Genomic DNA, 24,615 nt, shown 5'->3' with positions numbered 1-24,615 from the left:
CCCTGCAAGGGGAGGAACAGATTCAAAAGGCGCCGTGAACCCTGAGCGCGAACACCTCGGCGGGTCCGCGGTCGCGGTTGTAGCCGGGATTCTCGACATATTGGGCATCCAGCGTCACCGCGAGCGACCGGAACAGCGAGACGTCGTAATAGACCTCGGCAATCTCCTCCGCGCCCGCATTGGGCAACCGCCCGTCGCCGACGAGCACGCCCAGACCGCCCGCCGCCAGATAGCGGCGATGCTCGGCCGAGATCCCGTTGGCGACCAGCGCCAGCCCGACCCGGTCCTGCGCCCGGCCCCAGCCCTTGCCGGTCAGCGCCCCGCCGATCTGCGCCGTGCGGTCGATATCGGTGAAGTCATAGGGCTCGATCGACCCGTCGCTGACCCCGACCCGCGCGAACAGGCCCAGCGTATCGGTCAGCGCCTGGTCCATGTTCATATAGCCGCCGATCCGCGTCATCCGCCGCCGGGTGAAGGACGGATCGACCGCCCCGCCGGTCGTGGCGGCATAGGCCAGCGCCTCGTCGAAGCGGCTGAAATTGCCACGGTTGCGGAAGATGCCGAACCGCACCGATCCCGGCCGCCCGGCGAGCTGGTGCCGATGCTCGATCTCCGCATCGACCTGATACTGGCCGAAACCATGCTCCAGCCGCTCGCCATTGGGGATGGTCGACAGGTTGAACAGCCCGGCGCGCCACGTCCAGTCGCCGCGATAGACCTCGGTCGCGATGCCGGTGGTGTACCCCCAGGCATCGGCGGCGTAGTCGAAGCTGCCGGTATCGACGACCGCCCAGTTGAGGAAGTCGCCGCGCGGGTCATGGGCATAGGCATTGGTGTCGAACACGTCGCCGACGCCGAACTTGCCGATGGTCAGCACGATCCGGTCGCGATCGCGCGATCCGGCGAGCTGGTTGGCGGCGGCCGCCACGGCCTCGCGCCCGCCGCCCAGCCCGAAGGTCTGGCGGAAAAAGGCGCGTTGCAGCCGGAAATAGGGTTCGGACCGGCCGACCTTATAGGCCTCGGCGCTCGGGAAACCCGCGATGCCCAGCGTATTCGACAGGCCGAAGCCCTGATCGATCTCTGGATTCACCCAGACCTCGCCGCCACCCCATGGGCGCGCGCCGATATAGGCGGTGACGTCGGCGGTTTCCTTCACCTGATGCGGGGTCAGGCTGTTGTCCCCCTTATAGGGCGAGGTGAAGCCGCCCACGCCCTGCGCGACGACGGTCGCCTGGCCGTGGATGGCGAAATCCTGCGGCTTGTCGATCGGCGGGGCAAGATCCTGTGCGGCGGCGGCGCGCGCGAACAGCAACAGGCCGCACAGCGCGGCCCGCGAAACGATACGGGTCATCAGGGTCGTCCTTGGAAGCGGGGCGGTCAGGCCGAGGGGCGGGTCCGGCGGATCGCCTGGGGGCGGCTGGTCGCCACGGCGCGGAGCAACCGCGCACGCTCAAGGGGAACGCTGGCCATGACGGTGGCGAGCGACTGGGCGCGGACATGCGCGCGGAACATCATACGGGTCATGGGAGACCTCCTTGGGGTTCGTGTGGTCGAGCCCGGCGGAAGGTCGGCAAGGAACGGCGTTTAGCGGGCCGCCCTCGGCGACCCCGTCAGGCCCGTCAGACGGTCGGCAAAGACGTGGACGCCGAAGCGCCTACTGTCCTCGTCGCCGGACAAGGGACTAGATCGGGGCATTATGATCCTGTTGTGTTGGCCGGCCACGTTCGCGGTCGACAAGGCGCCCATAACGCGCCCGCATTCAGGATCAACCCCGAAAGCGCCCTATCCGATCAGCAGGCCCGCCAGCGCCGCCGACATCAGGTTCGCCAGGCTCCCCGCGATCAGCGCGCGAATGCCCAGCCGGGCGATGGTCGGCCGCTGATTGGGGGCCAGGCTGCCCGTCACCGCCATCTGGATCGCGATCGACGAGAAATTGGCGAAACCGCACAAGGCGAAGGTGATGACCGCGACGGTGCGCGGCGACAAATGCGCGGCCTGCTTGCCCAGGTCGATATAGGCGACGAACTCGTTGAGCACGATCTTCTCGCCGAACAGCCCGCCCGCGATCCCCGCCTCGTTCCACGGCACGTTGAGGAGCAGCATGATCGGCTGGAACACATAGCCCAGCAGCGCCTGGAAGCTGAGCCCCGGCACCCCGATCATGTTGCCGAGCCCGCCGAGCAATCCGTTCGCCAGGGCGACCAGCGCGACGAAGGCCAGCACCATCGCGCCGACCGCAACGGCCAGCTTCACGCCGGTCTGCGCCCCCTGCGCCGCCGCCATGATGATGTTGGCGGGCTTTTCCTCGTCATGGGTGGCTTCGGGCAGGGGTTCCCCCGCCGTCCCTTCGCTGGGCAGCGCGGCCAGGCCCAGGCCGGGACCGATCCGGCGGCTGGCGGCCAGGCGGATGTCCCGATCCTCGGCCGACATGTCCTCCAGCGGCAATTCGCCCTCGGGCGGCGCGATCCGGTCGGGCATGATGATCTTGGCCATCAGGATGCCGCCCGGCGCCGCCATGAAGCTGGCCGCTAGCAGATATTCGACCGAGATGCCCATCGAGGCATAGGCCGCCAGGATCGTCCCCGCCACGCCCGCCATGCCGCTGGTCATCACGGTGAACAGCTGCGCCGGGGTCAGCCCGGCCAGATAGGGACGGATGACGAGCGGCGATTCGGACTGGCCGACAAAGACGTTGGCCGCCGCGCACAGCGATTCGACCTTGGACACGCCGATCACCTTCTCGATCGCGCCGCCCAGCCAGCGCACGACGCGCTGCATGATCCCCAGATAATAGAGGATCGAAACCAGCGCGGCGAAGAAGATGATGACCGGCAGCGCCTGGATCGCGAAATTGCGCCCCAGCGGATCGGAGGCGAGCGCGCCGAACAGGAACTTGGTCCCCTCATTGGCATAGCCGAGCAGCCCGGCCACCCCGGCCGACAGCCATTGCAGAACCCGCTTGCCCCAGGGGACATAGAGGACAAGGACGGCGATCCCCGCCTGCAACGCGAAAGCCGCGCCGACGACGCGCGGGCGGATGGCCCGCCGGTCGGTCGACAGGGCGACCGCGATCGCCAGAATGACGAGAATACCGGCGATACCGATGGCAAAACGATTCATGCGCGCTGCTTAACTATCCGCGTTGACGGGTGGAGACATGACGCGGCCCCCCGGCTGCGCGGGGGTGCATCATAAGCAAGGTGCGAGAGGACCGCTACAGTTTTGATTGGGGAGTAAAATTCCCTCCCTGCGAGGGGAGGAACACGCTTAACCTGTCAGCCCCGATGCCGTGGCAAGGCCCAGGAACGCCAGGAAGCCGATCGAATCGGTGGTCATCGTGACAAACACCGACGACGCCACCGCCGGATCGGCATCGAACCGATCCAGCGTCACCGGCACCAGCACCCCCGCCAGCCCCGCGACGAGGATGTTGGTCATCATCGCCGCCGCGATCACCAGCCCCAGCGCCGGATTGCCGAAGACCAGGCTGACCCCGACCCCGATCACCGCCGCGACGGTCACCCCGTTCATCATCGCCACGCGGATTTCGCGCATGATCGCGCGCGCCGTGTTGGACCGGGTGAGCTGGTTGGTCGCCAGCGCGCGCACCGTCACCGCCAGCGTCTGCGTCCCCGCATTGCCGCCGACCCCCGCCACGATCGGCATCAGCGTGGCCAGCGCCACCATCCGCGCGATCGTCCCCTCGAACGCCGCGATCACCGAGGAGGCGACCATCGCGGTGACCAGATTGGCGATCAGCCAGCGGACGCGGCTCTTGTAGCTGTCGAGCACCGGCTCGTTGATGTCGCCCTCGCCCGCGCCCGACAGGCGCAGCACGTCCTCGCCCGCCTCCTGCTGGATGATGTGGACGATGTCGTCGACGGTGATCATGCCGACCAGCCGCCCGCTGGCATCGACCACGGCCGCCGAGATCAGCGCATATTTCTGGAAGCGCAGCGCCACCTCTTCCTGGTCCATATCGACCGGGATCAGCGTCTGTTCGCGCTTCATCACGTCGCCGATGACGATCTGCCCCGGCGCGCGGAGGATCCATGAGAGCTGGCACGTCCCGATCGGGCGGTGGCCGGGATCGACGACGAAGATTTCCCAGAAATCGGTGGTCAGTTCCTCATCGTCGCGCAGGAACTGGATCGTCTCGGCCACCGTCCAATGCTCGGGCACCGCGATCAGCTCGCGCTGCATCAGGCGACCGGCGGACTCCTCGGGGAAGGACAGCGCCTCCTCGATCGCGGCGCGGTCGTCCGGGTCGAGCGCGCGCAGCACCGCGCGCTGCTCGTCCTCGTCCATGTCCTCGATGATCGCCACCGCATCGTCGGTGTCGAGTTCGGAGGCGATGTCGGCGACCTCATGCGGTTCGAGCGCCTGGATGAGCTGCTCGCGCACATAGTCGTTCATCTCGGCGAAGACGTCGCCGTTCAGCAGGTCCGCGACCGCACGCGCCAGGTTGACGCGCTCCTCGTCCCCCACCAGCTCGAACAGGTCGGCGATATCGGCGGGATGCAGCGGCTCGACCAGCGCGCGGGCGCCCTCGTCGTCGCCCGCCTCCAGCGCGTCGAGGACCGCGCTGACATATTCGGGCTTCAGCCGGTCGTCCTCGTCCAGCTGGGTTTCGGGCGGCTGGACCTCGGTTTCGAGTTCGGGGAGTTCGGTGTCGCTGATCTCGGCCTCCCTCGGTCGATCATGAATGCTGTGTCACGCCTCTAACTTGCGGCGGCGGCATTTGCCAGCGGGCGCGGGAATCCCTACCTGCGGCGCATCAACCAAGGAAGACCCCTTATGGCCGATACTTTTTCCAAGCTGACCCTGACGCTCGACAGCGGCGACGTCGTCATCACCCTGCGCCCCGACCTGGCACCCGAGCATGTCGCCCGCATCGGCGGCCTTGCCAATGAGGGCTTTTACGACGGCGTCGTGTTCCACCGCGTGATCCCCGGCTTCATGGCGCAGGGCGGCGACCCCACGGGCACCGGCATGTCGGGCTCGGACAAGCCGAACCTGAAACAGGAATTCAACGCCGAGCCGCACGTGCGCGGCACCTGCTCGATGGCGCGGACCAACGACCCGAACTCGGCCAATTCGCAGTTCTTCATCTGCTTCGACGATGCGCGCTTCCTCGATCGCCAGTACACGGTCTGGGGCCAGGTCGAGAGCGGCATGGAGCATGTCGACGCGCTGCCCAAGGGTGAGCCGCCCCGCAGCCCGGGCAAGATCCTGAAGGCCCGCGCGGAGTAATTTCGCGCGCGAGAGCCGGGAAAGGGGGGGGAGTCCTGCGAAGGGCTCCCCCTTTTTCATGGCGGCGGGGTCAGGTGGACGCACCCCTTTTTCCTCCCCTGGGCGAGGGGGAATGGATGATCAGGCGTCCCGGAACGCCGGTCGCCGCCGCTCCATGTTCGCAGCGACCGCCTCGCGGTGATTCGCGCCCTGCATCAGCGCCACCTGCTCGGCGCTTTCCATCGCGAGCATCGCTTCCGGGCCGGTGATCGCCATCGCCCCGAACAACCGCTTGGCGCTGCGCACCGCATCGGGGCTGCGCTCGGCGATCCTACGCGCCAGGGCCAGCGCCTCGCCACGCGGGTCGTCGCAAAGCCGGGTGACGAACCCTGCCGCCAGCGCCTCGGCGGCGTCGAATTCGCGCGCGGTATAGATCCATTCGCGCAAGACATCCTCGCGCACGCCCCTCCACAGCGCAAAGCCGCCCATGTCGGGGACGATCCCCCAATGCACCTCGCGGATCGCAAAGCGGGTAGCGGGGTGCGCCAGCCGGATGTCGGCACCCGCCATGATCTGCGTCGCGCCACCGAAGGCCACGCCGTGCACCGCCGCGATCACCGGCACCGGCAGCGTCCGCCAGCCCCAGGCCACCTGCTGCACGCGATTGGCCGGGCCATGGGTGCGGGCCGACAGGTCGAGCCCGGCCAGATCACCCCCCGCCATCGCCGCCATGTCGAGGCCCGAGCAGAAACCATCCCCCTCCCCCGACAGCACCACGACGCGCAGGTCGCCGCGCCCCGCCAGCGCGTCGATCGCCTCCGCCAGCGCGTCGAACATCTCGCGATCGATCGCGTTCAGCTTCTCGCCACGCGCCAGCCGGACATCGGCGATGCCTCCATTCACCTCGATCGTCACCCGGTCCCGCATGTCGCTCTCCCTTTTCGCACACCCTTTTGCACGGGCCTTGCCGTCGTGTAGATCATGAGCCCATGGGGTTCGATATGGAACGGTTCGTCGCGCAGGGCGGCATGGGCGGCGGGCACGGGCGGCATCTGGGCATCGGCTATCGCGCCCATGGCGAGGACTGGGCGGAACTGGCGCTGCCCTATGATCCGCGGCTGATCGGCGATCCGGCGAGCGGCGTCCTCGCGTCGGGGCCGATCGTCGCGATGATGGACATGGCAACCAGTGTCGCCGTCTGGCTGAAGCGCGGGGCGTTCGAGGCGCATGTGACGCTGGACCTGCGCGTCGACTATCTCCGCCCCGCCGTCCCCGAACGGACGGTGATCGGACGGGGCGAATGCTATCGGCTCACGCGCAGCGTCGCCTTTGTCCGGGGGATCGCGCATGACGGCGATCCCGACGACCCCATCGCGCATGTCGCGGGCACCTTCATGGGGATGAAGCCATGAACGTGCCGCGCACCGAGATCGGGCAGGCGATGGTCCTGCCGCCCTATGCCGAATGGCTCGACTGCTCGATCGAATGGATCGAGGATAGTCCGCAACTGGTCATGCCGTTCGGCGACCATGTGATGGGCTGGCCCGGCCTGCTCCAGGGCGGTGCGATCGCGGGGCTGCTGGAGGTGGCGGGGATCGCCGCCCTCACCCATCGCCTGTCGCGCGAGGGCGGCGGCCGGATCAAGCCGGTGACGGTGACGACCGACTATCTGCGCACCGGCCGCGACCATCCGACCCGCGCGGTCGGCACCATCCTGCGCCTGGGCCAGCGGGTCGCCAATGTCGAGGCGACCGCCTGGCAGGAGGATCGCAACCGTCCGATCGCGACGGCGCGGCTGAATTACCGCGTCTTGCGGGGCTGAGGCTTCGCCAGGGCCTGCTTGATCGCGGCATCGGCGACCGGGGCCATCGCGGCATAGCCGGCTTCGTTCGGGTGCACCCCGTCGCTGCCCCAGGCGGGATTCAGCGCGTCGCCGACATGCAGGGCCGACCAGTAATCGGCATAAGTCGCGCCGACCTGGGCAGCATAATCCTTCAACCAGCCATTCAGCGCGGCGATGCGCGGCGCGGGCTTCAGCCCCGGCTTCCATTCGAAATGATCGGCGGGCGGGATCGAGGCCAGGATCACGCGGATGCCATGCGCCTGGGCCAGTTCGACCATCGACATGATATTGCCTTGGACCTGCGCATCGGTCGTCGGTCCGGTATTGCCCGCAATGTCGTTGGTGCCCGCCATGATCTGCACCACCGCCGGATGCAGGTCGATCACGTCCTGGCGGAAGCGCAGCAGCATCTGCGCGGTCGTCTGCCCGCTGATCCCGCGCCCGATCCGGCCCGGGGTGAAGAATTGCGGCATCTTGCCGGCCCAGCCCTCGGTGATCGAATCGCCCATGAAGACAATGCGCGGGTGGCCCGGCGTCGGGGTCAGCGCGGCATTGGCATCGCGGTAGCGCGCCAGATAGGCGAAGTCGTTGTGCAACCGCTCCTCCCATTCGCGGGTCCAGCGCTGCGCGTCGGTTTCCTTCTGCTGCGCAGACGCAGGCGCGGCGAGGATCAGCGCGGCGATCGCGGCAAGGACGACGCGCCTCACGGCCGCAGGTCCGTGGCCGTCGCGGTGACGTTCCAGCCGCGCAAGGCCATGGTCGGCTTGTCCGCCTTGGCCGTGGGATAGCGAATCTCGATCACGCGGGCTTCTCCGGGCAACAGGGTGACGTAATTGTCGCTGAAATAGGCGGGCAGGACCTGGGTGCCGTCGGCATTCATCACAGTCAGCTTGGTCTCGATCGCGGGCACCGATCCGCCATTGGTCAGGGTGACGCTGGCGACCGTCTCGTCGCCCTGCGCCTGGGTCGTCGCGCTGGCGGTGACGGTGGCGGCCGCCATGCCGGACAGCGCGCGATAGCCCGCCTCGTCCTGCGCCTGCCAATAGCTGTTGGTCGACAGGACCTGCCCGCCCGCGTCCGTCGCCTCCAACCGGACGAGCACGGCCCCCCGTTTCATCGCCGATGCGAGGTCGAGGGTCAGCACCGGCGTCACCCCCTCGGCACTGGCGGCGACCTTCGCCTCCTGCTCGCCCTCGGCCCGTCCATCGAGCCCGATGATCCGCGCGCGCACCTGCACGCCCTTCAGCGCGTCGCGGCTGTTGTTGACCAGCACGACGCGGTGATCGGGCAGGTTCATCTGGACATGGACCGGCTCGGCGGCCTTCTTCACGCCGTAAAAGGCGGCATGGGTGTCATAGTCGGAGGAGAATATCTGCCATGCCGAAGATGGCCAGGCGGGTTGCGTCATCCACAGCATCCGCCCCGAATTCTCGGTCCACAGGCCCGCATTCATTCCCTCGAAGATGGCGCGGTAGGATTCATATTCCATCATCTGCGCCTTGCGCTCGAAATCCTCCAAGCCCGTGGCGGGGCCGAAGCGGCGTTCCATCGCATCGGTGAAGCTCTTGACCGCGCCGTTCCCGGTCTGGTGCCAGTCATGATAGGCCCAGACATCGCCGATCGGCCAGCGATCCGCCTCGGCCGGGATGGCGCGCTTCCACGCCTCCAGCGTCGGCAATGACGGCGTGCCGACCTCGACCGAGAAACCCTTGGCATGGGTCGTGAAATACTCGACCGGCGGCCGCCAGTTATAGGGGCCGGATCCTTGCAGGTTCACCGCGTTGGACGAGGGCATGTAGAGCCGCGTCCCGTCCTCGGCGCGCAGCAGCGTGTCGAGCCCGCTGTTCAGGATCGGCTGCGGCACGCCCTCGTTCCGGCCGAACCAGGCGACGATCGAGGGGTGGTTGCGGAAACGGCGGACCACGTCCGTCGCATTGGCGAGGAATGCCTGCGGGTCCTCGGCCTCCATATTATAGTCCTGGGTCGACTCCCAGAAGTCGGACAGGACCATCAGGCCATATTCGTCGGCCAGGTCGAAGAAGCTCTCCTCGGTGTTCTGCCCCACCCAGTTGCGGATGATGTTCAGATGCGCGTCGCGGTGGAGGCGGAAGAAGGGCTCGAGATGCGCGCGATCGACGCGCTTCCGATAATCGTCCATGCCGATATTGCCGCCGCGCGCCGCGATCCGCACGCCGTTGACGCGCAGGACGAGATGGGGGGCGAGGCGCGGATCGTCGGTGACCTTGCTCACCGCCGCCGACTGGTCGCCACCGGGGGTAAAGCTCATTGCCCAGCCATTGCCGGTCTTGCGGATGCCCGCATGGCTGGTGTCGATCACGCGCGGCCCGCCCCGGACGCGATTGAGGTCCAGCGTCACCCGCTCCAGATCGCCGTCATCGTCGAACAGCGACAGGTCATAGGTCACCTGTCGCATCCCGAACCGCAGCGCCTTCGAATCGGACAGCGCGCCATCGACCGCCGCCGTCAGCGCCAGATCATGCAGCGCCGGGTCGCCATAGCCATTGGGCCACCACAGGCGCGGATTCCTGACCGACAGTTGCGGGAATTCGGTCGGCGACAGGACGGCGCGGATCGTCTGGCCCGGCGCGACGGTCACCGGCTTTTCGACGACCACGTCATCGAATACCGCGCGCACCGTCGTCGTCACCGGGGCCTGCCCGTTATTCGTGACGGGAACCGCGATCTCGACATCCGCGACCGAATTGTCGGGCTTGGGCAAGGTCGTGACCACCTGCGGATCGCCCATCACCGCCGGCCCGGTCGCGGCCAGCGTCACGCCCTGCCACAGCCCGGTATTGCGGTCGCGGACCGACGGAATCCAGTCCCAGCCCTCGGTCGCGACGAAGGTCGGGCCGTCAAGCATCTGGACGCCGCCATTCTCGCCCACGCCCGCCGTCATCGATTCCTCATGCGCCAGGCCCGGATGCGGCGGCGGCGAAACCCGCACCGCGATGGCGTTGCGCCCGGCCGCAAGCGTGACGGGGAAGCGCCCCCGGATGAAGGCGCCCTTCATCGTCCCCGCCATCCGGCCATTGACCCAGACCTGGGCCGAATAGTTCACGCCATTGAAGGTCAGCCACATCTGCCGTCCGGCGGCCTCCGCGGGCGTGTCGAACTCGGTGCGGTACCAGTAATCCTGTCGCGCCAGCGTCTCGGGGATGGACAGATTGTTCAGACCCACCGCCGGATCGGGATAGACGCCGCGATCGATCAGCGTGGTCAGCACCGTGCCCGGCACGGTCGCGGCATACCATTTGCTCGCGTCGAAATTGCCCTGCGACAGGTCCGCGCCGCCCGGGCCGACCTTGGCCGCCTCGATCAACCGCCAGCCATTCACCGCCCATTGGCCGGTCGCGGTGGAGACGAGCGCGGGCTCCTTGGGCTCGGGACCGGCCGTGCCGCTGGTCGGGATCGGCGCCCTGGACTGGGGCAGGGTCCAGGCGTCCTGCGGCACCGTCTGCCCCTGCATCTGGCGGGTCTGATAGGGCCAGGTCGAGCTGCCGGTCTGGAGCGCCAGTTTCGCCGGATCGGGCGCGCGCCGGGCGGCGACGCGGATGGCCAGCGGATCGACCACCTCGCGCACCATGCGGAAGTCGACGACCTTGCCCGCAAAGATCGGCTGATAGCTGCGCGGGGCCAGCGTCGCGATGCCGGTGACGGGTTCCAGCGACAGGCCGCGCTGCACCACCTGTCGGCCGTTGACGAACAGCCGGACGATCTTCCCGTCATAGCTGGCCGCGATATAGGTCCATTTGTTGCGGTCGGCATCACCGCCCTGGACCACCCCCGCCTCGGTCACCAGCGCGGGCTGGCCATCGACCAGCGCGAGGTAACGGCGCGGCCCAGCGACGGGATCGCCGAAACCGCCGATCAGCATCGTCGTGCCCTTGCCCGCCACGCTGCGCGGCTGGACCCAGGCGGACAGCGTCCAGTTGGGGGCGGCGACGGGCGTCGTCACGATCGCACGGCGATAGGAATCACCGCCTGGCGGCAGATCGGCATTGATCGGCCCCAGGGGCGGCTGGGCCGGGGTCGCGGCAGGGGACGCAGGAGTGGGCGCGGTTTGAGCCATCGCCGCCAGCCCCCACATCAGCGCCGTCATCGATGCCAGAGCCCTTGTCGCTCTTGCCGTCGCCACGCTCATGCCTGCTCCCTTTTGAACTGCCGCCGGATAAAGCAAATGAAAAGCCGTAAAGTCAAAGGCTCAGGTTTTGCTCAACCCGCGAAGCGCGCAATCGCCTCATCGATGCCGGTCCACACTGTACCGAGCTGTTCGGGGGTGATCGCATAGGGCGGCATGACATAGATGGTGTTGCCCAACGGCCGGACCAACAGGTCACGCTCCCGGAAATGCGCGAGCAGCCGGGGGCCGAGATCGGACAGATAATCCTGCCCCGCGCCCAGTTCGAACGCGGCGATGGTGCCGAGTTGGCGGGGATTGCACACCGCCGCCGCACCGCCGACCGCCGCCAGATGCCGGGCCTGCGCGCCGGCGAGCGCATCGATCCGCTCCTGCACCGGCTCCTCGCGCCAGATCGCCAGATTGGCCGCCGCCGCCGCGCAGGCGATGGGGTTGGCGGTGTAGCTGGAGGAATGGAAGAATTGCCGCGACCGATCGCTCTCCGACCAATGCGCCTGGAAGATCGCCTCGGTCGCCAGGGTCACCGCCAGCGGCACCGCGCCGCCGGTCAGTCCCTTGGACAGGCACAGGATATCGGGCACCACCCCCGCCTGTTCGCAGGCGAGCAGCGTGCCGGTGCGACCCCATCCGGTCATCACCTCGTCCGCGATGAACAGGACGCCATGCGCCGCGCAGATGTCGCGCATCGCGGCCAGCGTCTCGGGCGCGTAGAAGAGCATACCTCCCGCGCCCAGCACCAGCGGTTCGACGATGAACGCCGCCGCACCCGCCCGGCATTCCGCCTCAAGCGCGTCGAGCGTCGCCTGCACATCCGTCGGAAAGGGGATGGTGCCGACGTCGAAGAGCAGCGGCGCATAGGGCCGGTTGAATACGCCCCGCGCGCCCACCGACATCGCGCCGATCGTGTCGCCGTGATAGCTGTGTTCGAGAACGAGAATGCGGTGGCGCGCCTCGCCACGGTTGAGCCAATAGCCCAGCGCCATCTTGAGCGCGACCTCGACCGCGGTCGACCCTGAGTCGGAGAAGAAGACCCGCGTCAGCGCGTCGGGCGTGATCCGCACCAGCTCGGCCGCCACCTCCTCGGCGGGTTCGTGGGTCCAGCCCGCGAAGATGATCTGGTCGAGCCTGTGCGCCTGCGCGGCGATGGCGGCGGCGATGCGGGGATGGTTGTGGCCGTGCGTCGTCACCCACCAGCTCGATATCGCGTCGATCACCGCGCGTCCGTCCACCGTGGTCAGCACGGCACCGGAGGCGGAGGCGACCATCGGGATCGGTTCGCCCAGCCCATGCTGGGTGAAGGGGTGCCAGACGGGCGAGGTCACCGGAAATCCTCGATGTCGAAATTGCGGGCAAAGGCCTCGGCCAGGGTCTCGCGATTCAGCGCCGCCAGACGCGGCAGGCGGCCGAGCCGCTTCACCCCGCCGATCGCGGCGATGGTCGCCTCGCTGTCCTCGACCGGCTCGCCGACAAAGGCGACGCCCAGGATCGGCACACCGCGCGACCGCAACGCTTCGATCGACAACAGGCTGTGGTTGATCGTCCCCAGCGCGGTCCGCGCGACCAGCACCACGGGCCGCCCCCAATAGGCGAACAGGTCGGCGAACAGCATCTGCCGCGTTACCGGGACCAGCACGCCACCCGCGCCCTCCGCCACCAGCGGTCCCTCAACCGGCGGCAGCGCGAGTCGTTCGCGATCGATCGTCACCCCGTCGATCTCGGCGGCGCGGTGCGGCGAATAGGGCGTCTTCAGCCGATAGGCGGAAGGGAGGACCGGACGGCCGCTCAAGCGCGCCACCGTCTCGGCATCGCCATGCCCGGCCTCATCGGTGCCCGCCTGCACCGGCTTCCAATAGCTGGCGCCCAGCGCGCCGGTCAGCGCGGCGGAAAAGACGGTCTTGCCGATCTCGGTATCGGTGCCGGTGACGATGATCGCGCTCATGCCAGAACCTCGCTCAGGGCATCGTCGAGGGCGGTGATGTCCGCCTCCTCGATATTGAGGGTGATGGACAGCCGCAGCCGCGCCGCGCCCACCGGCACGGTCGGCGGGCGGATGCCGCGTATGTCGAACCCGCGCGCCTGCAGCGCCTGGGCCGCGCGCATCGTGCGGCCATTGTCGCGCAGGATCAGCGGCATGATCGGCGTGCCGCTCGCCGATGCGCCATGTCGTGCAAGACGCTCCCCCGCCAGCGCGATGCGGGCGTGCAGCGCGGCCCGCCGTTCGGGCTCGTCGGCGAGCATCCGCAACGCCTCGCATACCCCGCGCGCCATCAGCGGCGAGGGCGCGGTGGAGAAGATGAACCCACGCCCGCGATTGACCAGATAGTCGCGCAGGATCGCGGGTCCGGCGACCAGCGCGCCCTCGCACCCCATCGCCTTGCCGCAGGTGTGGAGCGTCACCACCCGCTCACCCGGCGACGACAGGCCCTGCCCCCGCTCGCCAAAGACGCCGGTCGCATGCGCCTCGTCGACGATCAGCATCGCGTCATGCCGCTCGGCAATGGCGGTCAGATCGGCCAGCGGCGCGGTGTCGCCATCCATGCTGTAGAGGCTTTCGACCGCGATCCAGGGCGTGCCCGTGCCGCCGCTCGCGCGCCATGCGCGAATCGCATCCTCGAACGCCCCGGCGTCATTATGCGCGACAGGAACCGCCTGCGCGCGCGACAGGCGCATCCCCTCATGCATGCTGGCATGGACCAGCGCGTCATGGACGATCAGGTCGCCCCGCTGCGGCAGCGTGGCCAGGATCGCGACATTGGCGGTATAGCCGGAGGAGAAATAGAGGCTCGATTCGGCGCCGAAAAAGGCAGCGGCCTGGGTCTCCAGCGCCTCATGCTCGGGATGATTGCCGCGCAGCAGCCGCGAGCCGCCCGAGCCGACGGGCACGCCATCCTCAACCGCGCGCGCGATGGCGGCGGCGAGGCGCGGGCTGCTCGCCAGGCCCAGATAATCATTGGATGCGAAGTCCTTGCCCCTTTGCGGGGCGAGCACCCGCAACCGGTCCCGCCCGGCCAGCCGGGCCAGATCAGCGCGATGAAAGTCCAGCATGGGGACTTCCCTAATCACCCAGCGGGAGCAGCGGAACCGGAAATCGCGAAGGCCATGCCCGGCATATCCGTCAGACGGGCTCCGCCAGCGTCACGATCGACACGCCCGGGGTCAGCGGCACGCGGCCGACCAGATGCCGCTCCAGCCGGAAGATCGCCTCGAACGCCTTGTTGAGCGGCGCGGGCGGGGGCGAATCGTCACTGTCGTCGCGCCCGGTCAACCGCCCGGCGATCCGCGCGGCGGCGGCCAGCGGGAAGAGCAGCGAGTTGAAATAGGTCAGCCTTCGCGGCGCGAGCCCCGCCTTCTCGATCGCCGAAACCAGGGTCGCCTTGGAATAGCGGCGATGGTGATGGTTCACCACGTCGTGCGCCGACCACATCCATTGATGCGCCGGCACCGCGATCAGGATCTTGCCGCCGGGCTTCAGGCACGCCTTCATCGCGGCGAGCGCGGCCACGTCATCCTCGATATGCTCGACCACATCGAGCACCGCGATCAGGTCATATGCGCCCCGCTCGATCCCCGGCAGTTCGGGAAGCGGCGCATCGCCGACCGGGCGGCCCAGCCGCTGCGACGCGATCGCGCGCGCCGCCGGATCGATCTCGATCGCGTCGACCGTGCCGAACGCGGCCAGCATCGGAAGATTGTGCCCGGTGCCGCAACCAATCTCCAGGATGCGCGCATCCCCCGGCAGCTTGCCATAACGGTCGAGATAATCGGCCAGGATGTCGCGGCGGGCGCGGTACCACCAATGGGTGGAGTCGTGCGCCGCCATGCGGTCGTAAACGATACGGTCCATGAACTTATCCGAAGACCCATTGGCGGTTGAGCGCGAAGGTCGCGATCGGCGTGATCGTGACCACCGGAATCAGCGCGACCCAGGGTTGTTGATGCAGGACACCCGTCGCCAACCAGGTGAAGAATGCGTTGAGTGCCAGTCCGAAGCCCTGCACCACAAGAAATTTCAGATGCTGCCGCCCGCTGGAATCGCGGCTGCCGTGACCGCGAAAGCTCCAGGCGCTGTGCAGGAAAAAGCCGAAGATCACCGCGACCAGGAAAGCGGGCGGCACCGCCAGCACGGCCTGGGTCCTGGGCAGGACCCAGGAGGTCAGCGGCAGATAGACAGCCGAATAGACGACCGTCGACAACCCGCCCGCAATGCCGAACCGGATGAGCTGGCCCAGCATGCCGCTGTCCCGCCACCGTTCGATCTGCCGAGATAAAGTCGCCACGCCGCCGCCTTGCCCTTTGCGTCGCCCGCGATAGAGCGGGGTCCGTTGTCCTGCGCCTTAAATCGCGGGCGGGTATGAGGGAAGCGTCTTTGGAACGTCTGCTGGACGAGATCGACCGTAACTGGCGGCGCTGGGTGCTGGTCGCCTGGGTCGCGATCACCGCCTGGTACCTGTTCGACCGGTGGAACCAGATACGCTGGTGGTCGCTGGGCGATACCGACGACAATATGCGCCTGATGCAGGTGCGCGCCTGGATGGCGGGCCAGGGCTGGTACGACCTGCGCCAATATCGGCTGAACCCGCCCGCCGGGTTCGACATCCATTGGAGCCGCATCGTCGACCTGCCGATCGCGGCGCTGATCCTGTTCTTCCGCCTGTTCACCACCCCGGCCTGGGCGGAGCGACTCGCCTGCGGCCTGGCGCCGATGATCCCCTTGTCGATCACCATGCTGGCGATCGCGGCGACGCTGCGCCGGTTGATCGCGCCCTATGCCTGGCCGCTGGGCATGGCGCTGCTCTATTGCGCGGGGGCGACCCAGTTGATGTACATGCCGATGCGCATCGACCATCACGGATGGCAGCTTGCGATGCTGGCGGTCACCGTCGCCGGGCTGTGCGATCCAGAAGCGCGGCGCGGCGGCGCGCTGGTCGGGCTGGCGAGCGCGGTGTCGCTGGCGATCGGGCTGGAGATGCTGCCCTATGCCGCGATGGCGGGCGCGATCCTGACCCTGCGCTGGGTGTGGGACCGGGCGGAGGCGCCCCGGCTCGCCATCTATGCCCTCACCCTGGGCGGAGGGAGCGCGGCGGGGTTCGCCGCCTTTGCCTCCAACGCCAATTACGCCATGCGTTGCGACGCGCTGACCCCGGTCTGGCTGTCTGTGACGGTGGTGGCGGGGGCGCTGCTGTTCCTGCTGGCGCGGATCAACCCCGAGTCGCGCGGGGCCCGGCTGGGCCTCGCGGTGGTGGCGGGGGCGGTGATCGCGGGCGGCTTCGCCAGCCTGTTCCCGCAATGCCTGACCCGCCCCGAACAGGTCAGCCCCGAGCTTCAGCGCAACTGGCTGAACAATGTCCGCGAGGCCAAGCCGATCTACAAGCACCCGCTTCGCATCGCGGTGCCGATGGCGATCATGCCGGTGATCGGGATGGTCGGGGCGATCCTGGCCGCGTGGCGGCGGCGGACGATCGGATGGAGCGCGATCGCGCTGTTCACGACCTTCGCCTGCCTGATGCTGTTGTGGCAGGCGCGCGCGGCCCCGGCGGCTCAGATGCTGGCGGTCCCCGGCGTCGCGGCGCTGATCTGGATGCTGATCCCCTGGATCAACCGGCTGCGCTCACCGCTGTTGCGGGTGCCGGTGATGGTCGCGGCGATCCTGTTGCCGACCGGGATCGCCGCGGCGATCCTCATCAAATATCTGCCCGCCGCGCAGCCCCAGGCCTATGCCGCGCGCGTCAACCGCGCGACGGGGCAGTGCGTGCGGACCTCGGTGCTGACACGGGTCAACGCCTATCCCGCGACGACGATCTTCACCTTTGTCGACCTCAGCCCACGCCTGATCGTGACCACGCACCACGATGCGATCGCGGGGCCCTATCATCGCAACGGCGATGCGATCCTGGACGTGCAGCACGCCTTTCAGGGCAGCGAGGCCCAGGCGCGCCGCATCATGAAGCGGCACGGCGCGACCCTGTTGCTGCTCTGCCCCGACATGGCCGAATCGACCAATTACCGGGCACGCGCGCCGGGCGGATTCTATGACCGGATGGCGCATGGCTGGGTGCCGGACTGGCTGACCCCGCTGCCGCTGCCCAAGGGATCTCCGCTGCGGTTGTACCGGATCAGTTGAGAGTCTTCGCGCCTTCGCGGTCGAACCGCTCGCGGATTGCGAGTTTGAAGGTCACGCGGAGGCGCGGAGAACGCGGAAGGGGTGTACCACCTCCTGTCCCACCGCCGGAAAATACCGCCAAGGGCGGCGGCAAAATCAACGCAGGCTGGCCGTCACACCGTCGATCACGAACTGCACCGCCAGCGCGGCGAGCAGGACACCCAGGACGCGGGTGATCACCGCCTCGATCTTGGCGCCCAGCAGCCGCATCAACGGCCCCGCCGCCAGCAGCGCGATCAGCGTCAGGAGCAGGATCGTCGCCATCGCCGCCAGCACGACGATGGACGCCTCCAGCCCCTGATTGCGGCTCATCAGCAGCATCACGGTGGCGATCGATCCGGGCCCGGCGATCATCGGCATCGCCATGGGGAAGATCGACACGTCCTCCGCATCATGCGGATCGTCGGCGACCTTGGCCGCGCGATCCTCGCGCCGCTGGGTCCGCTTCTCGAACACCATCTCCAGCGCGATCAGGAACAGCATGATGCCGCCCGCGATGCGGAACGCCGCCATTTCGATGCCCAGGCCGTGGAGCAGCGCCTCGCCGAACAGCGCGAAGACGAACAGGATGACCGCGGCGACGAAGACCGCCCGGATCGCCATCGCCCGGCGATGCTGCGGCGTGGCCCCCGCCGACAACCCCGCATAGATGGGCGCGCAGCCCGGCGGGTCGATCACCACGAAGAAGGTGATCAACGAGGAGATGAAGAGTTCGAGCACCGGCTTACAGCGCCGTCTGGTCGATCGCGACGCCCTCGCGCCGTCCCGCCGAGATCAGCGTGTTGCGCAGCAGGACCGCGATCGTCATCGGCCCGACCCCGCCCGGAACCGGGGTGATCGCGCCGGCGCGCTCGGCGGCCACGTCATATTCGACATCGCCGACCAGGCCGGTCTCGATGCGGTTGATGCCGACGTCGATGACGCTGGCGCCCGGCTTGATCCACGCGCCCTTGACCAGGCCGGGCACGCCGACCGCCGCGACGACGATATCGGCGCGGCCGACGACCTCGGCCAGGTTGCGGGTGCGGCTGTGCGCCACCGTCACGGTGCAGCTTTCGCCGAGCAGCAACTGCGCCATCGGCTTGCCGACGATGTTGGAACGGCCGACGACCACCGCGTCCATGCCCGACAGGCTGGGGTGGATGCTCTTGAGCAGCATCAGGCAGCCCAGCGGCGTGCAGGGCACGAAGCCCTCGACGCCGGTGGCCAGCCGTCCGGCATTGACCGGGTGGAAACCGTCGACATCCTTGTCGGGATCGATCGTCTGGATCACGACCTGCGCGTCGATCTGGCCCGGCAGGGGAAGCTGGACGAGGATGCCGTCCACCGTCGGATCGGCGTTGAGCTGTTCGACCAGGGCCAGCAGGGTCGCCTGATCGGTATCGGCGGGCAGCCGATGCTCGAAGCTTTCCATACCCGCCTCGCGCGTCGCCTTGCCCTTGGACCGGACATAGACGCTGGAGGCGGGGTCTTCGCCCACCAGAACGACCGCAAGACCGGGCGCGCGGCCCGCCTTTTCGCGGAATGCGGCAACCTGGGTGGCAATGCGGGTGCGGAGGCCGGCGGCGAACGCCTTGCCGTCGATGATCGTGGCGCTGGTCATGGCGTACTGCCATAAAGCGCCTCGGCCACGTGCGCCAGCACTTGCGGTTCTCCCGCGATATGCAGGCGTTTCAGCCGCGCCGTCTCGCCCGCGACGATCGTCACCGCGCGCTTGGGCACGCCGAACTGCTTGGCCACCAACGGGATAAGCGCCGCATTGGCCGCGCCGTCCACCGGCGGGGCGGAGAGCCGCGCGGCGAAATGCTCCTCCGTCCCCGCGCTCAGGCTGTCCCGGCCGCCGCGCGGGGTGACGCGAACGGCGATCTGAAGGCCATCGTCACGCAGGGTCCAGGCAGGCATCAGCCGACGACGACCGCGCCCCCGTACATCTGGTTGGCGATCGCGGTATTCAGGATCTTGTCGAGGATGATGACGGCCAGCAGCACGACCATCGGCGACAGGTCGAGCGCGCCGAAATCGGGCAGGATGCGCCGGATCGGGCGATAGAGCGGATCGGTCATCCGCTGCAGCGCATACCAGACCGAACGGATGAAATCATTCGAGGTATTGATGACGTTGAAGGCGATCAGCCAGGACAGGATCGCCTGCACGATGATGATCCACCAGACGACGTCGAGCAGAATCTGAAGGATCTGAAGAATGAGGAGGATCAACGCAGGCGGCTCCCGATAACGATGCGCCATATCTAGGGCGCGGCGACCGCCGGGGCAATAATCGTGCGGGACGGTCCTGACGCAGGCGGAACGAACCCGCGGGTCGCGCGTCCCATGTTCATGATGCAGGTGAGGAATCGTCCGGTCGGACGGCGAGGCTGGATACGGATCCTGGTGGGGGTGGCGATTGGACTGCCGATCATCCTTCTCGTGATCCTGGCGGTCTTTCCCTGGGGCGTGTTGCGCGGCGTGGTCTGTCGCGAAGCGACCGAGCGATTCGGGCGCCCCGTGACGATCGGATCGGTCCAACGGCTCGACGGCTTCGGCTTCCACCCGACGATCATGGTCCAGAACCTGCGCATTCCCCAGGCGGACTGGGCCGGGCGCTGGGCCGGGAAGGACGATTTCGCCCAGGTCGCACGCGCGGAAATCCGTTTCTCGGTCTGGCCGCTGCTGAAAGGCGCCTTCGTCCCCGAGGATATCCGCGTGTCCGGCCTTCGCCTCAGCTTGGTCCGCGACAAGCAGGGCCGCACCAACTGGTCGCGCCCCGGCGAACCGGCGGAAGGCGGCAGCTCGACCGATCTGCAGGGATTGACCATCACCGATGGCGTGATCCGCTACAACGACGCCAAGCAGGATCGCGACGCCACGCTGCGCATCGCCGCCGACCCGGACAAGGGCGTCCGCGCCGAGGGCACGGGCTCGGTGCGCGGCGCGCCTGTCCGCATCGCCTTCACCGGCGGCGCGGTGAAGCCCGGCCGCTGGCCCTTCACCGCCGCGATCACCGGCGACCTGCTGACGATGAAGGCGAGCGGCACGATGGACCGGCCGCTTGATACCGATGCGATGACGCTGGATCTGACCGCCAAGGCCGACGACCTGAAACGAATCGACGCGGTGATCGAGGCGGGGCTGTTCCAGACCCGTGCGGTCGAACTCGCCGCACATGTCCGGCACGACCGGCCGCGCTGGACCATCACCAACCTGAAGGGTCAGATCGGCCGCTCCGACCTGGCAGGGCATCTGACCGTCGACAAGAAGCAGGGGCGCACGCTGCTCGACGGCGAGGTGGTCGCGCGGCAACTCGACTTCGACGATCTCTCCTCGGCGGAAGCGCGCGCGGAGGCGGCGGCACTCGAACGACGGATCGGCCCGCGCCTCGTCCCCGATACCCGAATCGACATCGGCAAGATCGATTCGACCGACGGCACGATCCGATTCCGGGTGGGCCGCGTGGTCAGCGCGCAAGGGACCTCGCCGATCACCGGGCTGGCCGGGCGGATGACGATGGACCACCAGTTGCTGACCCTCGGCGATATCCGCATCGCCTTGCGCGAAGGCGTGGTGACGGGACAGGCGGTGATCGACCAGCGCGGCGGGGCCAAGGTGCCGCGCCTGTCGCTCGACCTCCGGCTGAGCGGTGCGAGCGTCCTGTCGCTGTCGGGCCAGACCCAGATCACGGGCAGGGTCGCCGCGCGCGCGAAACTGACCGGCAGCGGCGAGACGGTCCGCGCCGCGATCGGCCGGTCGAGCGGGCGGATCGGGCTGGCCGTCGCCAACGGCTCGCTGCCCGATCGTTATGCGACGGCGCTGGGCTTCGATGCGGGCGCCGCGTTCATGGGGGATGAAGGACGGGCGAGCCTGCGCTGCCTGGTCCTGGGGGTGGACATGAAGAACGGCACCGGGCGGGCCGATCCGCTGATCGTCGACACCTCACGCAGTCGGCTGGACGGGACGGGGACGGTGAGCTTCCCCGACGAGCGGCTGGCGCTGCGGCTGACCGGCGCGCCCAAACAGGGCGCGACGCTCCGGCTGGCGGGGGCGGCGACGGTCACGGGGACGTTGGAGAAGCCCGATCTGGTGATCCCGAAACAGGTGAAGTCGGTCGGCAACATCTTCAAGTCGATTGGCAGGGCGATCACCGGGGATACGGGGCCCAAGGCGCAAAGCGCCGATTGCGCGGGGCTGGTGCGACAGGTGCTGCGGTAAGACCCGCCTTCCATTCCGCCGGAGCGGAGGGGCTCAGGCCCCCTCCGCCTTGAGCGGACGCGCCAGCAGCGCGCCGATCACCACGCCCACCGCAGCGCCCTCCAGCAGCCGGCACACCGCCTCGCACACCGGCATGTCGACGCCCGCCTCCGCCGCCGCCTGGCGCAGGACGGGGGCGGTGAACGCACCCTCCGCCACGGTCCGCCGGTCGGCAAGCAGTTCCGCCGCAGATCGCCCCTGGCCAAGCCCGACGCCCAGCGAGAAATTGCGCGACGCGGTCGACGAACAGGTCAGCACCAGGTCGCCGAGCCCCGACAGACCCGCCAGCGTCTCCGCCCGGCCGCCGCGCGCGAGGCCAAAGCGGGTCATCTCGGCAAAGCCCCGCGCGATCAGGGCGGCGCGGGCGTTCTGGCCCAGCCCCGCGCCCTCGACCACGCCGCACCCGATGGCGAGGACGTTCTTGATCGCGCCGCCGATCTCCGCGCCCGTCACATCATCGGTGGCATAGGGTCGGAAATGCGGCGCGGCGATGCGCGCCGACAGGCGTTCGCGAAGCCCCGGCTCCTCGCACGCCAGAGTCACCGCCGTCGGCAGCCCCGCCGCCACCTCATGCGCGAAGGTCGGGCCGGACAGCACCGCGATCGGCGCATCCGGGTAGAGCGCACGCGCCACCTCACCGACCAGCCGCCGGGTCCCCGCCTCGATCCCCTTGGAACAGAGGATCAACGGCGTACGGCCGACCGGCATCGTTGCCAGCACCGCCCCCACCGCCTGCGCCGGGGTCACGACCAGCAGCGCCTCCATCTCCGCCATCGCGGCCGGATCGCTGACCGCCTTGATCGTCGGCGACAGCGCGATGCCCGGCAGATAGAGCGGATTGGCATGGGTGGCGTTGATCGCCTCCGCCACCGCCGGATCGCGCGCCCAGATCCGCACCGGCCGGTCGCCATAGGCCGCCACCTGCGCCAGCGCGGTGCCCCAGGCGCCCGCGCCGATGATACCGATCCTCATGCCTTCACTCCCGCCCCGCGCACCGCCTCCGCCGCCGGATCGAGCGGCCAGCGCGCGCGCGCCTGCGTGTCGAGCGGGTCGGTCAGTCCTTCGCGGAACCGCTCGACGCCGGCCCAGGCGATCATCGCGGCATTGTCGGTGCACAACCAGAGCGGCGGCGCGACGAAGCGCAACCCGTGCTCGGCGGCCAAGCCCTCCAGCGCCCCCCGGATCACCCCGTTGGCCGCAACACCCCCTGCGACCACCAGCGCGGTCACGGGCGGCACATCGGCCAGCGCGCGGCGGGTCCGGTCGAGCAGACAGTCGACCACCGCCTGCTGGAAGGACGCGGCGATATCCTCCGGCCGGTGATGCCCGACCGCGCGCGCGACCGCGCTCTTGAGCCCCGCGAAGGAGAAATGCGGCTCTGCCGCGCCCTTTAACGGGCGGGGCAGCGGCACCGCATAAGGATCGCCGTCACGCGCCGCCGCCTCGACGCGCGGCCCGCCGGGATAGCCCAGCCCGAGCAGCTTGGCCGTCTTGTCGAACGCCTCGCCCGCCGCGTCGTCGATCGTCGTCGCCATCCGCCGATAGCGGCCGACGCCCTCGACCAGCAGCAACTGGCAATGGCCGCCCGACACGAGCAACAGAAGATAGGGATAGGCCAGTTCGCGATCCGACAGCCGCGGCGACAGCGCATGGCCCTCCAGATGATTGACCGCGATCAGCGGCTTGCCCGCCGCATGGGCCAGCGCCTTGCCCGTCACCAACCCGACCATCACCCCACCGATCAGCCCCGGCCCCGCGGTCGCGGCGATCGCATCGACGTCGGACAGGCTCACGCCCGCATCGGAGAACGCGGCGGCGACCAGCGGCTCCATCGCCTCGACATGCGCGCGCGCGGCGATTTCGGGGACGACGCCGCCGAACGGGGCATGCGCCGCCTCCTGCCCCAGCAAACGATGCGCCAGCACGCGTCCGTCATCGGTGACGAGCGCGGCGGCCGTCTCGTCGCACGAGGATTCCAGTCCCAGGATCAGCATGGCCCACCCCATACCCCCTCGCATGGCGGTTGTCGAAGGGGGGCGTATTGCGGCAAAGGCATGGCATGGTTCGTTTTCGTCTCGGTACGCGCGGTTCGCCGCTGGCCCTCACCCAGGCCCATATGGTGCGCGCCGCCCTCGCCGATGCGCAGGGGTGGAACGAGGACGCGATCGAGATCGTGCCGATCAGGACCACCGGCGACCGGGTGCAGGACCGCGCGCTGGCCGAGATTGGCGGCAAGGCGCTGTGGACCAAGGAACTGGACCGCGCGCTGCTGGACGGAGAAATCGACGCCTCAGTCCATTCGATGAAGGATGTCGAGACGATCCGCCCCGATGCCATCCATATCGCCGCGATGCTGCCACGCGCGGATGTCCGCGACCGGCTGATCGGGGCGGAGACGATCGCCGAGCTTCGGCCCGGCGCGGTCGTCGGCACCAGCAGCCCGCGCCGCCGCGCGCAATTGCTCTCCCACCGCCCCGACCTGACCATCACCCTGCTGCGCGGCAATGTCGACACGCGGCTCGCCAGGCTGGCCAGCGGCGAGATGGACGCGACCCTGCTCGCCGCCGCCGGGCTCGACCGGCTGGGACGCGAGGTCGGGCATGCGGTGCCGACCGACCAGATGCTGCCCGCCCCCGCACAAGGCGCGGTCGGGATCGAGACGCGCGCCGACGATGCCGCCGCGACGATGCTGATCGGATCGATCGACCATGCCGAGACATACGCCTGCGTGATGGCGGAACGGTCGCTGCTCGCCGCGCTGGTCGCTGACTGCCACAGCCCGGTCGCCGCGCTCGCCTCGCTATCGGGGGAGATGCTGACGCTGAGGGCAGAGTTGCTCGCCGAAGACGGGTCGGCGCGGGTCAGCGGATGGGTCGAGGGTGCCAGGCACGAGGAACTGGGCGCGCGGCTGGCGATCGATCTGCTCGACCGCGCCGCGCCCGAGATACGCCGCCTGTTCGCGGGCGGCTGAACG

The 24,615-nt window shown here is 68.8% G+C and carries 24 protein-coding genes; 6 read left to right on the top strand and 18 right to left on the bottom strand.

From position 1 onward, the window contains the following. Window positions 1–22 precede the first annotated feature (22 nt). The 4 genes from ABDV78_RS14595 to mgtE form a co-directional block, all read right to left on the bottom strand. Window positions 23–1,351 carry a carbohydrate porin gene (locus tag ABDV78_RS14595; protein WP_343528133.1) on the bottom strand — a complete coding sequence of 443 codons (1,329 nt, stop codon included), beginning with the start codon at window positions 1,349–1,351 and terminating at the stop codon, window positions 23–25. A gap of 26 nt (window positions 1,352–1,377) precedes the next feature. After that, the gene (locus ABDV78_RS14590; protein WP_343528132.1) at window positions 1,378–1,524 is read right to left on the bottom strand and encodes a hypothetical protein; all 147 of its coding nucleotides are present in this window, start codon (window positions 1,522–1,524) and stop codon (window positions 1,378–1,380) included. Between the two features lie 258 nt (window positions 1,525–1,782). After that, window positions 1,783–3,120, bottom strand: coding sequence for a NupC/NupG family nucleoside CNT transporter (locus tag ABDV78_RS14585; protein WP_343528131.1), 1,338 nt, complete (start codon window positions 3,118–3,120; stop codon window positions 1,783–1,785). Between the two features lie 147 nt (window positions 3,121–3,267). Next, complete coding sequence (gene mgtE, locus ABDV78_RS14580; protein WP_343528144.1) at window positions 3,268–4,680, bottom strand: magnesium transporter; 1,413 nt, start codon at window positions 4,678–4,680, stop codon at window positions 3,268–3,270. A 117-nt stretch (window positions 4,681–4,797) separates the two neighbouring features. Here mgtE and ABDV78_RS14575 point away from each other — a divergent pair, with 117 nt between their 5' ends. Beyond that, entirely contained in the window at window positions 4,798–5,253 is a 456-nt protein-coding gene (locus tag ABDV78_RS14575; protein WP_343528130.1) for a peptidylprolyl isomerase, read from the top strand. A gap of 120 nt (window positions 5,254–5,373) precedes the next feature. Here the strand turns inward: ABDV78_RS14575 and ABDV78_RS14570 are convergent, their stop codons facing one another. After that, window positions 5,374–6,159, bottom strand: coding sequence for a crotonase/enoyl-CoA hydratase family protein (locus tag ABDV78_RS14570; RefSeq protein WP_343528129.1), 786 nt, complete (start codon window positions 6,157–6,159; stop codon window positions 5,374–5,376). Window positions 6,160–6,221: 62 nt separating this feature from the next. On the opposite strand from ABDV78_RS14570, the gene ABDV78_RS14565 reads away from it, so the two are divergent. Together ABDV78_RS14565 and ABDV78_RS14560 are read left to right on the top strand one after the other, a co-directional pair. After that, window positions 6,222–6,644: a PaaI family thioesterase gene (locus tag ABDV78_RS14565; RefSeq protein WP_343528128.1), complete on the top strand. Its 423-nt coding sequence runs from the start codon at window positions 6,222–6,224 to the stop codon at window positions 6,642–6,644. Further along, a complete protein-coding gene (locus tag ABDV78_RS14560; protein ID WP_343528127.1) occupies window positions 6,641–7,054 on the top strand; it encodes a PaaI family thioesterase in 414 nt (137 codons plus the stop codon). Before ABDV78_RS14565 ends, ABDV78_RS14560 begins: the two co-directional genes overlap by 4 nt. Here the strand turns inward: ABDV78_RS14560 and ABDV78_RS14555 are convergent. The 7 genes from ABDV78_RS14555 to ABDV78_RS14525 form a co-directional block, all read right to left on the bottom strand. Further along, the gene (locus ABDV78_RS14555; protein ID WP_343528126.1) at window positions 7,033–7,782 is read right to left on the bottom strand and encodes an SGNH/GDSL hydrolase family protein; all 750 of its coding nucleotides are present in this window, start codon (window positions 7,780–7,782) and stop codon (window positions 7,033–7,035) included. The two genes, ABDV78_RS14560 and ABDV78_RS14555, sit on opposite strands and share 22 nt — an antisense overlap. Beyond that, window positions 7,779–11,198, bottom strand: a complete 3,420-nt coding sequence (locus ABDV78_RS14550; RefSeq protein ID WP_343528125.1) for a LamG-like jellyroll fold domain-containing protein — start codon at window positions 11,196–11,198, stop codon at window positions 7,779–7,781. The genes ABDV78_RS14555 and ABDV78_RS14550 overlap by 4 nt, the downstream gene beginning before the upstream one ends. 113 nt (window positions 11,199–11,311) lie before the next feature. Next, a complete protein-coding gene (locus ABDV78_RS14545; protein ID WP_343528124.1) occupies window positions 11,312–12,559 on the bottom strand; it encodes an adenosylmethionine--8-amino-7-oxononanoate transaminase in 1,248 nt (415 codons plus the stop codon). Next, window positions 12,556–13,176: a dethiobiotin synthase gene (gene bioD / locus ABDV78_RS14540; RefSeq protein ID WP_343528123.1), complete on the bottom strand. Its 621-nt coding sequence runs from the start codon at window positions 13,174–13,176 to the stop codon at window positions 12,556–12,558. The genes ABDV78_RS14545 and bioD overlap by 4 nt, the downstream gene beginning before the upstream one ends. Continuing rightward, entirely contained in the window at window positions 13,173–14,282 is a 1,110-nt protein-coding gene (locus ABDV78_RS14535; protein ID WP_343528122.1) for an 8-amino-7-oxononanoate synthase, read from the bottom strand. Before ABDV78_RS14535 ends, bioD begins: the two co-directional genes overlap by 4 nt. Before the next feature lie 70 nt (window positions 14,283–14,352). Then, a complete protein-coding gene (locus ABDV78_RS14530; protein WP_343528121.1) occupies window positions 14,353–15,081 on the bottom strand; it encodes a class I SAM-dependent methyltransferase in 729 nt (242 codons plus the stop codon). A gap of 4 nt (window positions 15,082–15,085) precedes the next feature. After that, complete coding sequence (locus ABDV78_RS14525; RefSeq protein WP_343528143.1) at window positions 15,086–15,469, bottom strand: GtrA family protein; 384 nt, start codon at window positions 15,467–15,469, stop codon at window positions 15,086–15,088. A gap of 119 nt (window positions 15,470–15,588) precedes the next feature. Between ABDV78_RS14525 and ABDV78_RS14520 the strand changes: the two genes are divergently transcribed. Further along, complete coding sequence (locus tag ABDV78_RS14520; protein WP_343528120.1) at window positions 15,589–17,358, top strand: AcrB/AcrD/AcrF family protein; 1,770 nt, start codon at window positions 15,589–15,591, stop codon at window positions 17,356–17,358. A 135-nt stretch (window positions 17,359–17,493) separates the two neighbouring features. On the opposite strand, the gene ABDV78_RS14515 is transcribed toward ABDV78_RS14520, so the two are convergent. Genes ABDV78_RS14515 through ABDV78_RS14500 form a run of 4 tightly spaced genes read right to left on the bottom strand, consistent with a single transcriptional unit; the run spans window position 17,494 to window position 19,610 of the window. After that, window positions 17,494–18,117 (bottom strand): MarC family protein, encoded by a 624-nt coding sequence (locus tag ABDV78_RS14515; RefSeq protein WP_343528119.1) that lies wholly within the window; start codon window positions 18,115–18,117, stop codon window positions 17,494–17,496. Window positions 18,118–18,121: 4 nt separating this feature from the next. Next, window positions 18,122–19,000 (bottom strand): bifunctional methylenetetrahydrofolate dehydrogenase/methenyltetrahydrofolate cyclohydrolase FolD, encoded by an 879-nt coding sequence (gene folD, locus ABDV78_RS14510; RefSeq protein WP_343528118.1) that lies wholly within the window; start codon window positions 18,998–19,000, stop codon window positions 18,122–18,124. After that, entirely contained in the window at window positions 18,997–19,299 is a 303-nt protein-coding gene (locus tag ABDV78_RS14505) for a DUF167 family protein (protein ID WP_343528117.1), read from the bottom strand. The genes folD and ABDV78_RS14505 overlap by 4 nt, the downstream gene beginning before the upstream one ends. Beyond that, window positions 19,299–19,610, bottom strand: a complete 312-nt coding sequence (locus ABDV78_RS14500) for a YggT family protein (RefSeq protein WP_343528142.1) — start codon at window positions 19,608–19,610, stop codon at window positions 19,299–19,301. The genes ABDV78_RS14505 and ABDV78_RS14500 overlap by 1 nt, the downstream gene beginning before the upstream one ends. Window positions 19,611–19,793: 183 nt before the next feature. Between ABDV78_RS14500 and ABDV78_RS14495 the strand changes: the two genes are divergently transcribed. Beyond that, complete coding sequence (locus ABDV78_RS14495; protein ID WP_343528116.1) at window positions 19,794–21,602, top strand: AsmA family protein; 1,809 nt, start codon at window positions 19,794–19,796, stop codon at window positions 21,600–21,602. Between the two features lie 33 nt (window positions 21,603–21,635). On the opposite strand, the gene ABDV78_RS14490 is transcribed toward ABDV78_RS14495, so the two are convergent. Continuing rightward, the gene (locus ABDV78_RS14490; RefSeq protein ID WP_343528115.1) at window positions 21,636–22,613 is read right to left on the bottom strand and encodes an NAD(P)H-dependent glycerol-3-phosphate dehydrogenase; all 978 of its coding nucleotides are present in this window, start codon (window positions 22,611–22,613) and stop codon (window positions 21,636–21,638) included. Beyond that, a complete protein-coding gene (gene tsaD / locus ABDV78_RS14485) occupies window positions 22,610–23,635 on the bottom strand; it encodes a tRNA (adenosine(37)-N6)-threonylcarbamoyltransferase complex transferase subunit TsaD (RefSeq protein ID WP_343528114.1) in 1,026 nt (341 codons plus the stop codon). The genes ABDV78_RS14490 and tsaD overlap by 4 nt, the downstream gene beginning before the upstream one ends. Window positions 23,636–23,700: 65 nt before the next feature. Between tsaD and hemC the strand changes: the two genes are divergently transcribed. Next, window positions 23,701–24,612, top strand: a complete 912-nt coding sequence (hemC, locus tag ABDV78_RS14480; RefSeq protein WP_343528113.1) for a hydroxymethylbilane synthase — start codon at window positions 23,701–23,703, stop codon at window positions 24,610–24,612. Window positions 24,613–24,615: the final 3 nt, after the last annotated feature.

It is taken from the genome of Sphingomonas sp. (genome assembly GCF_039594485.1).
Lineage (GTDB): Bacteria > Pseudomonadota > Alphaproteobacteria > Sphingomonadales > Sphingomonadaceae > Sphingomonas.
Note: the sequence above shows the minus strand (reverse complement) of the source record. Positions and strands in the feature narration are given on the sequence as shown.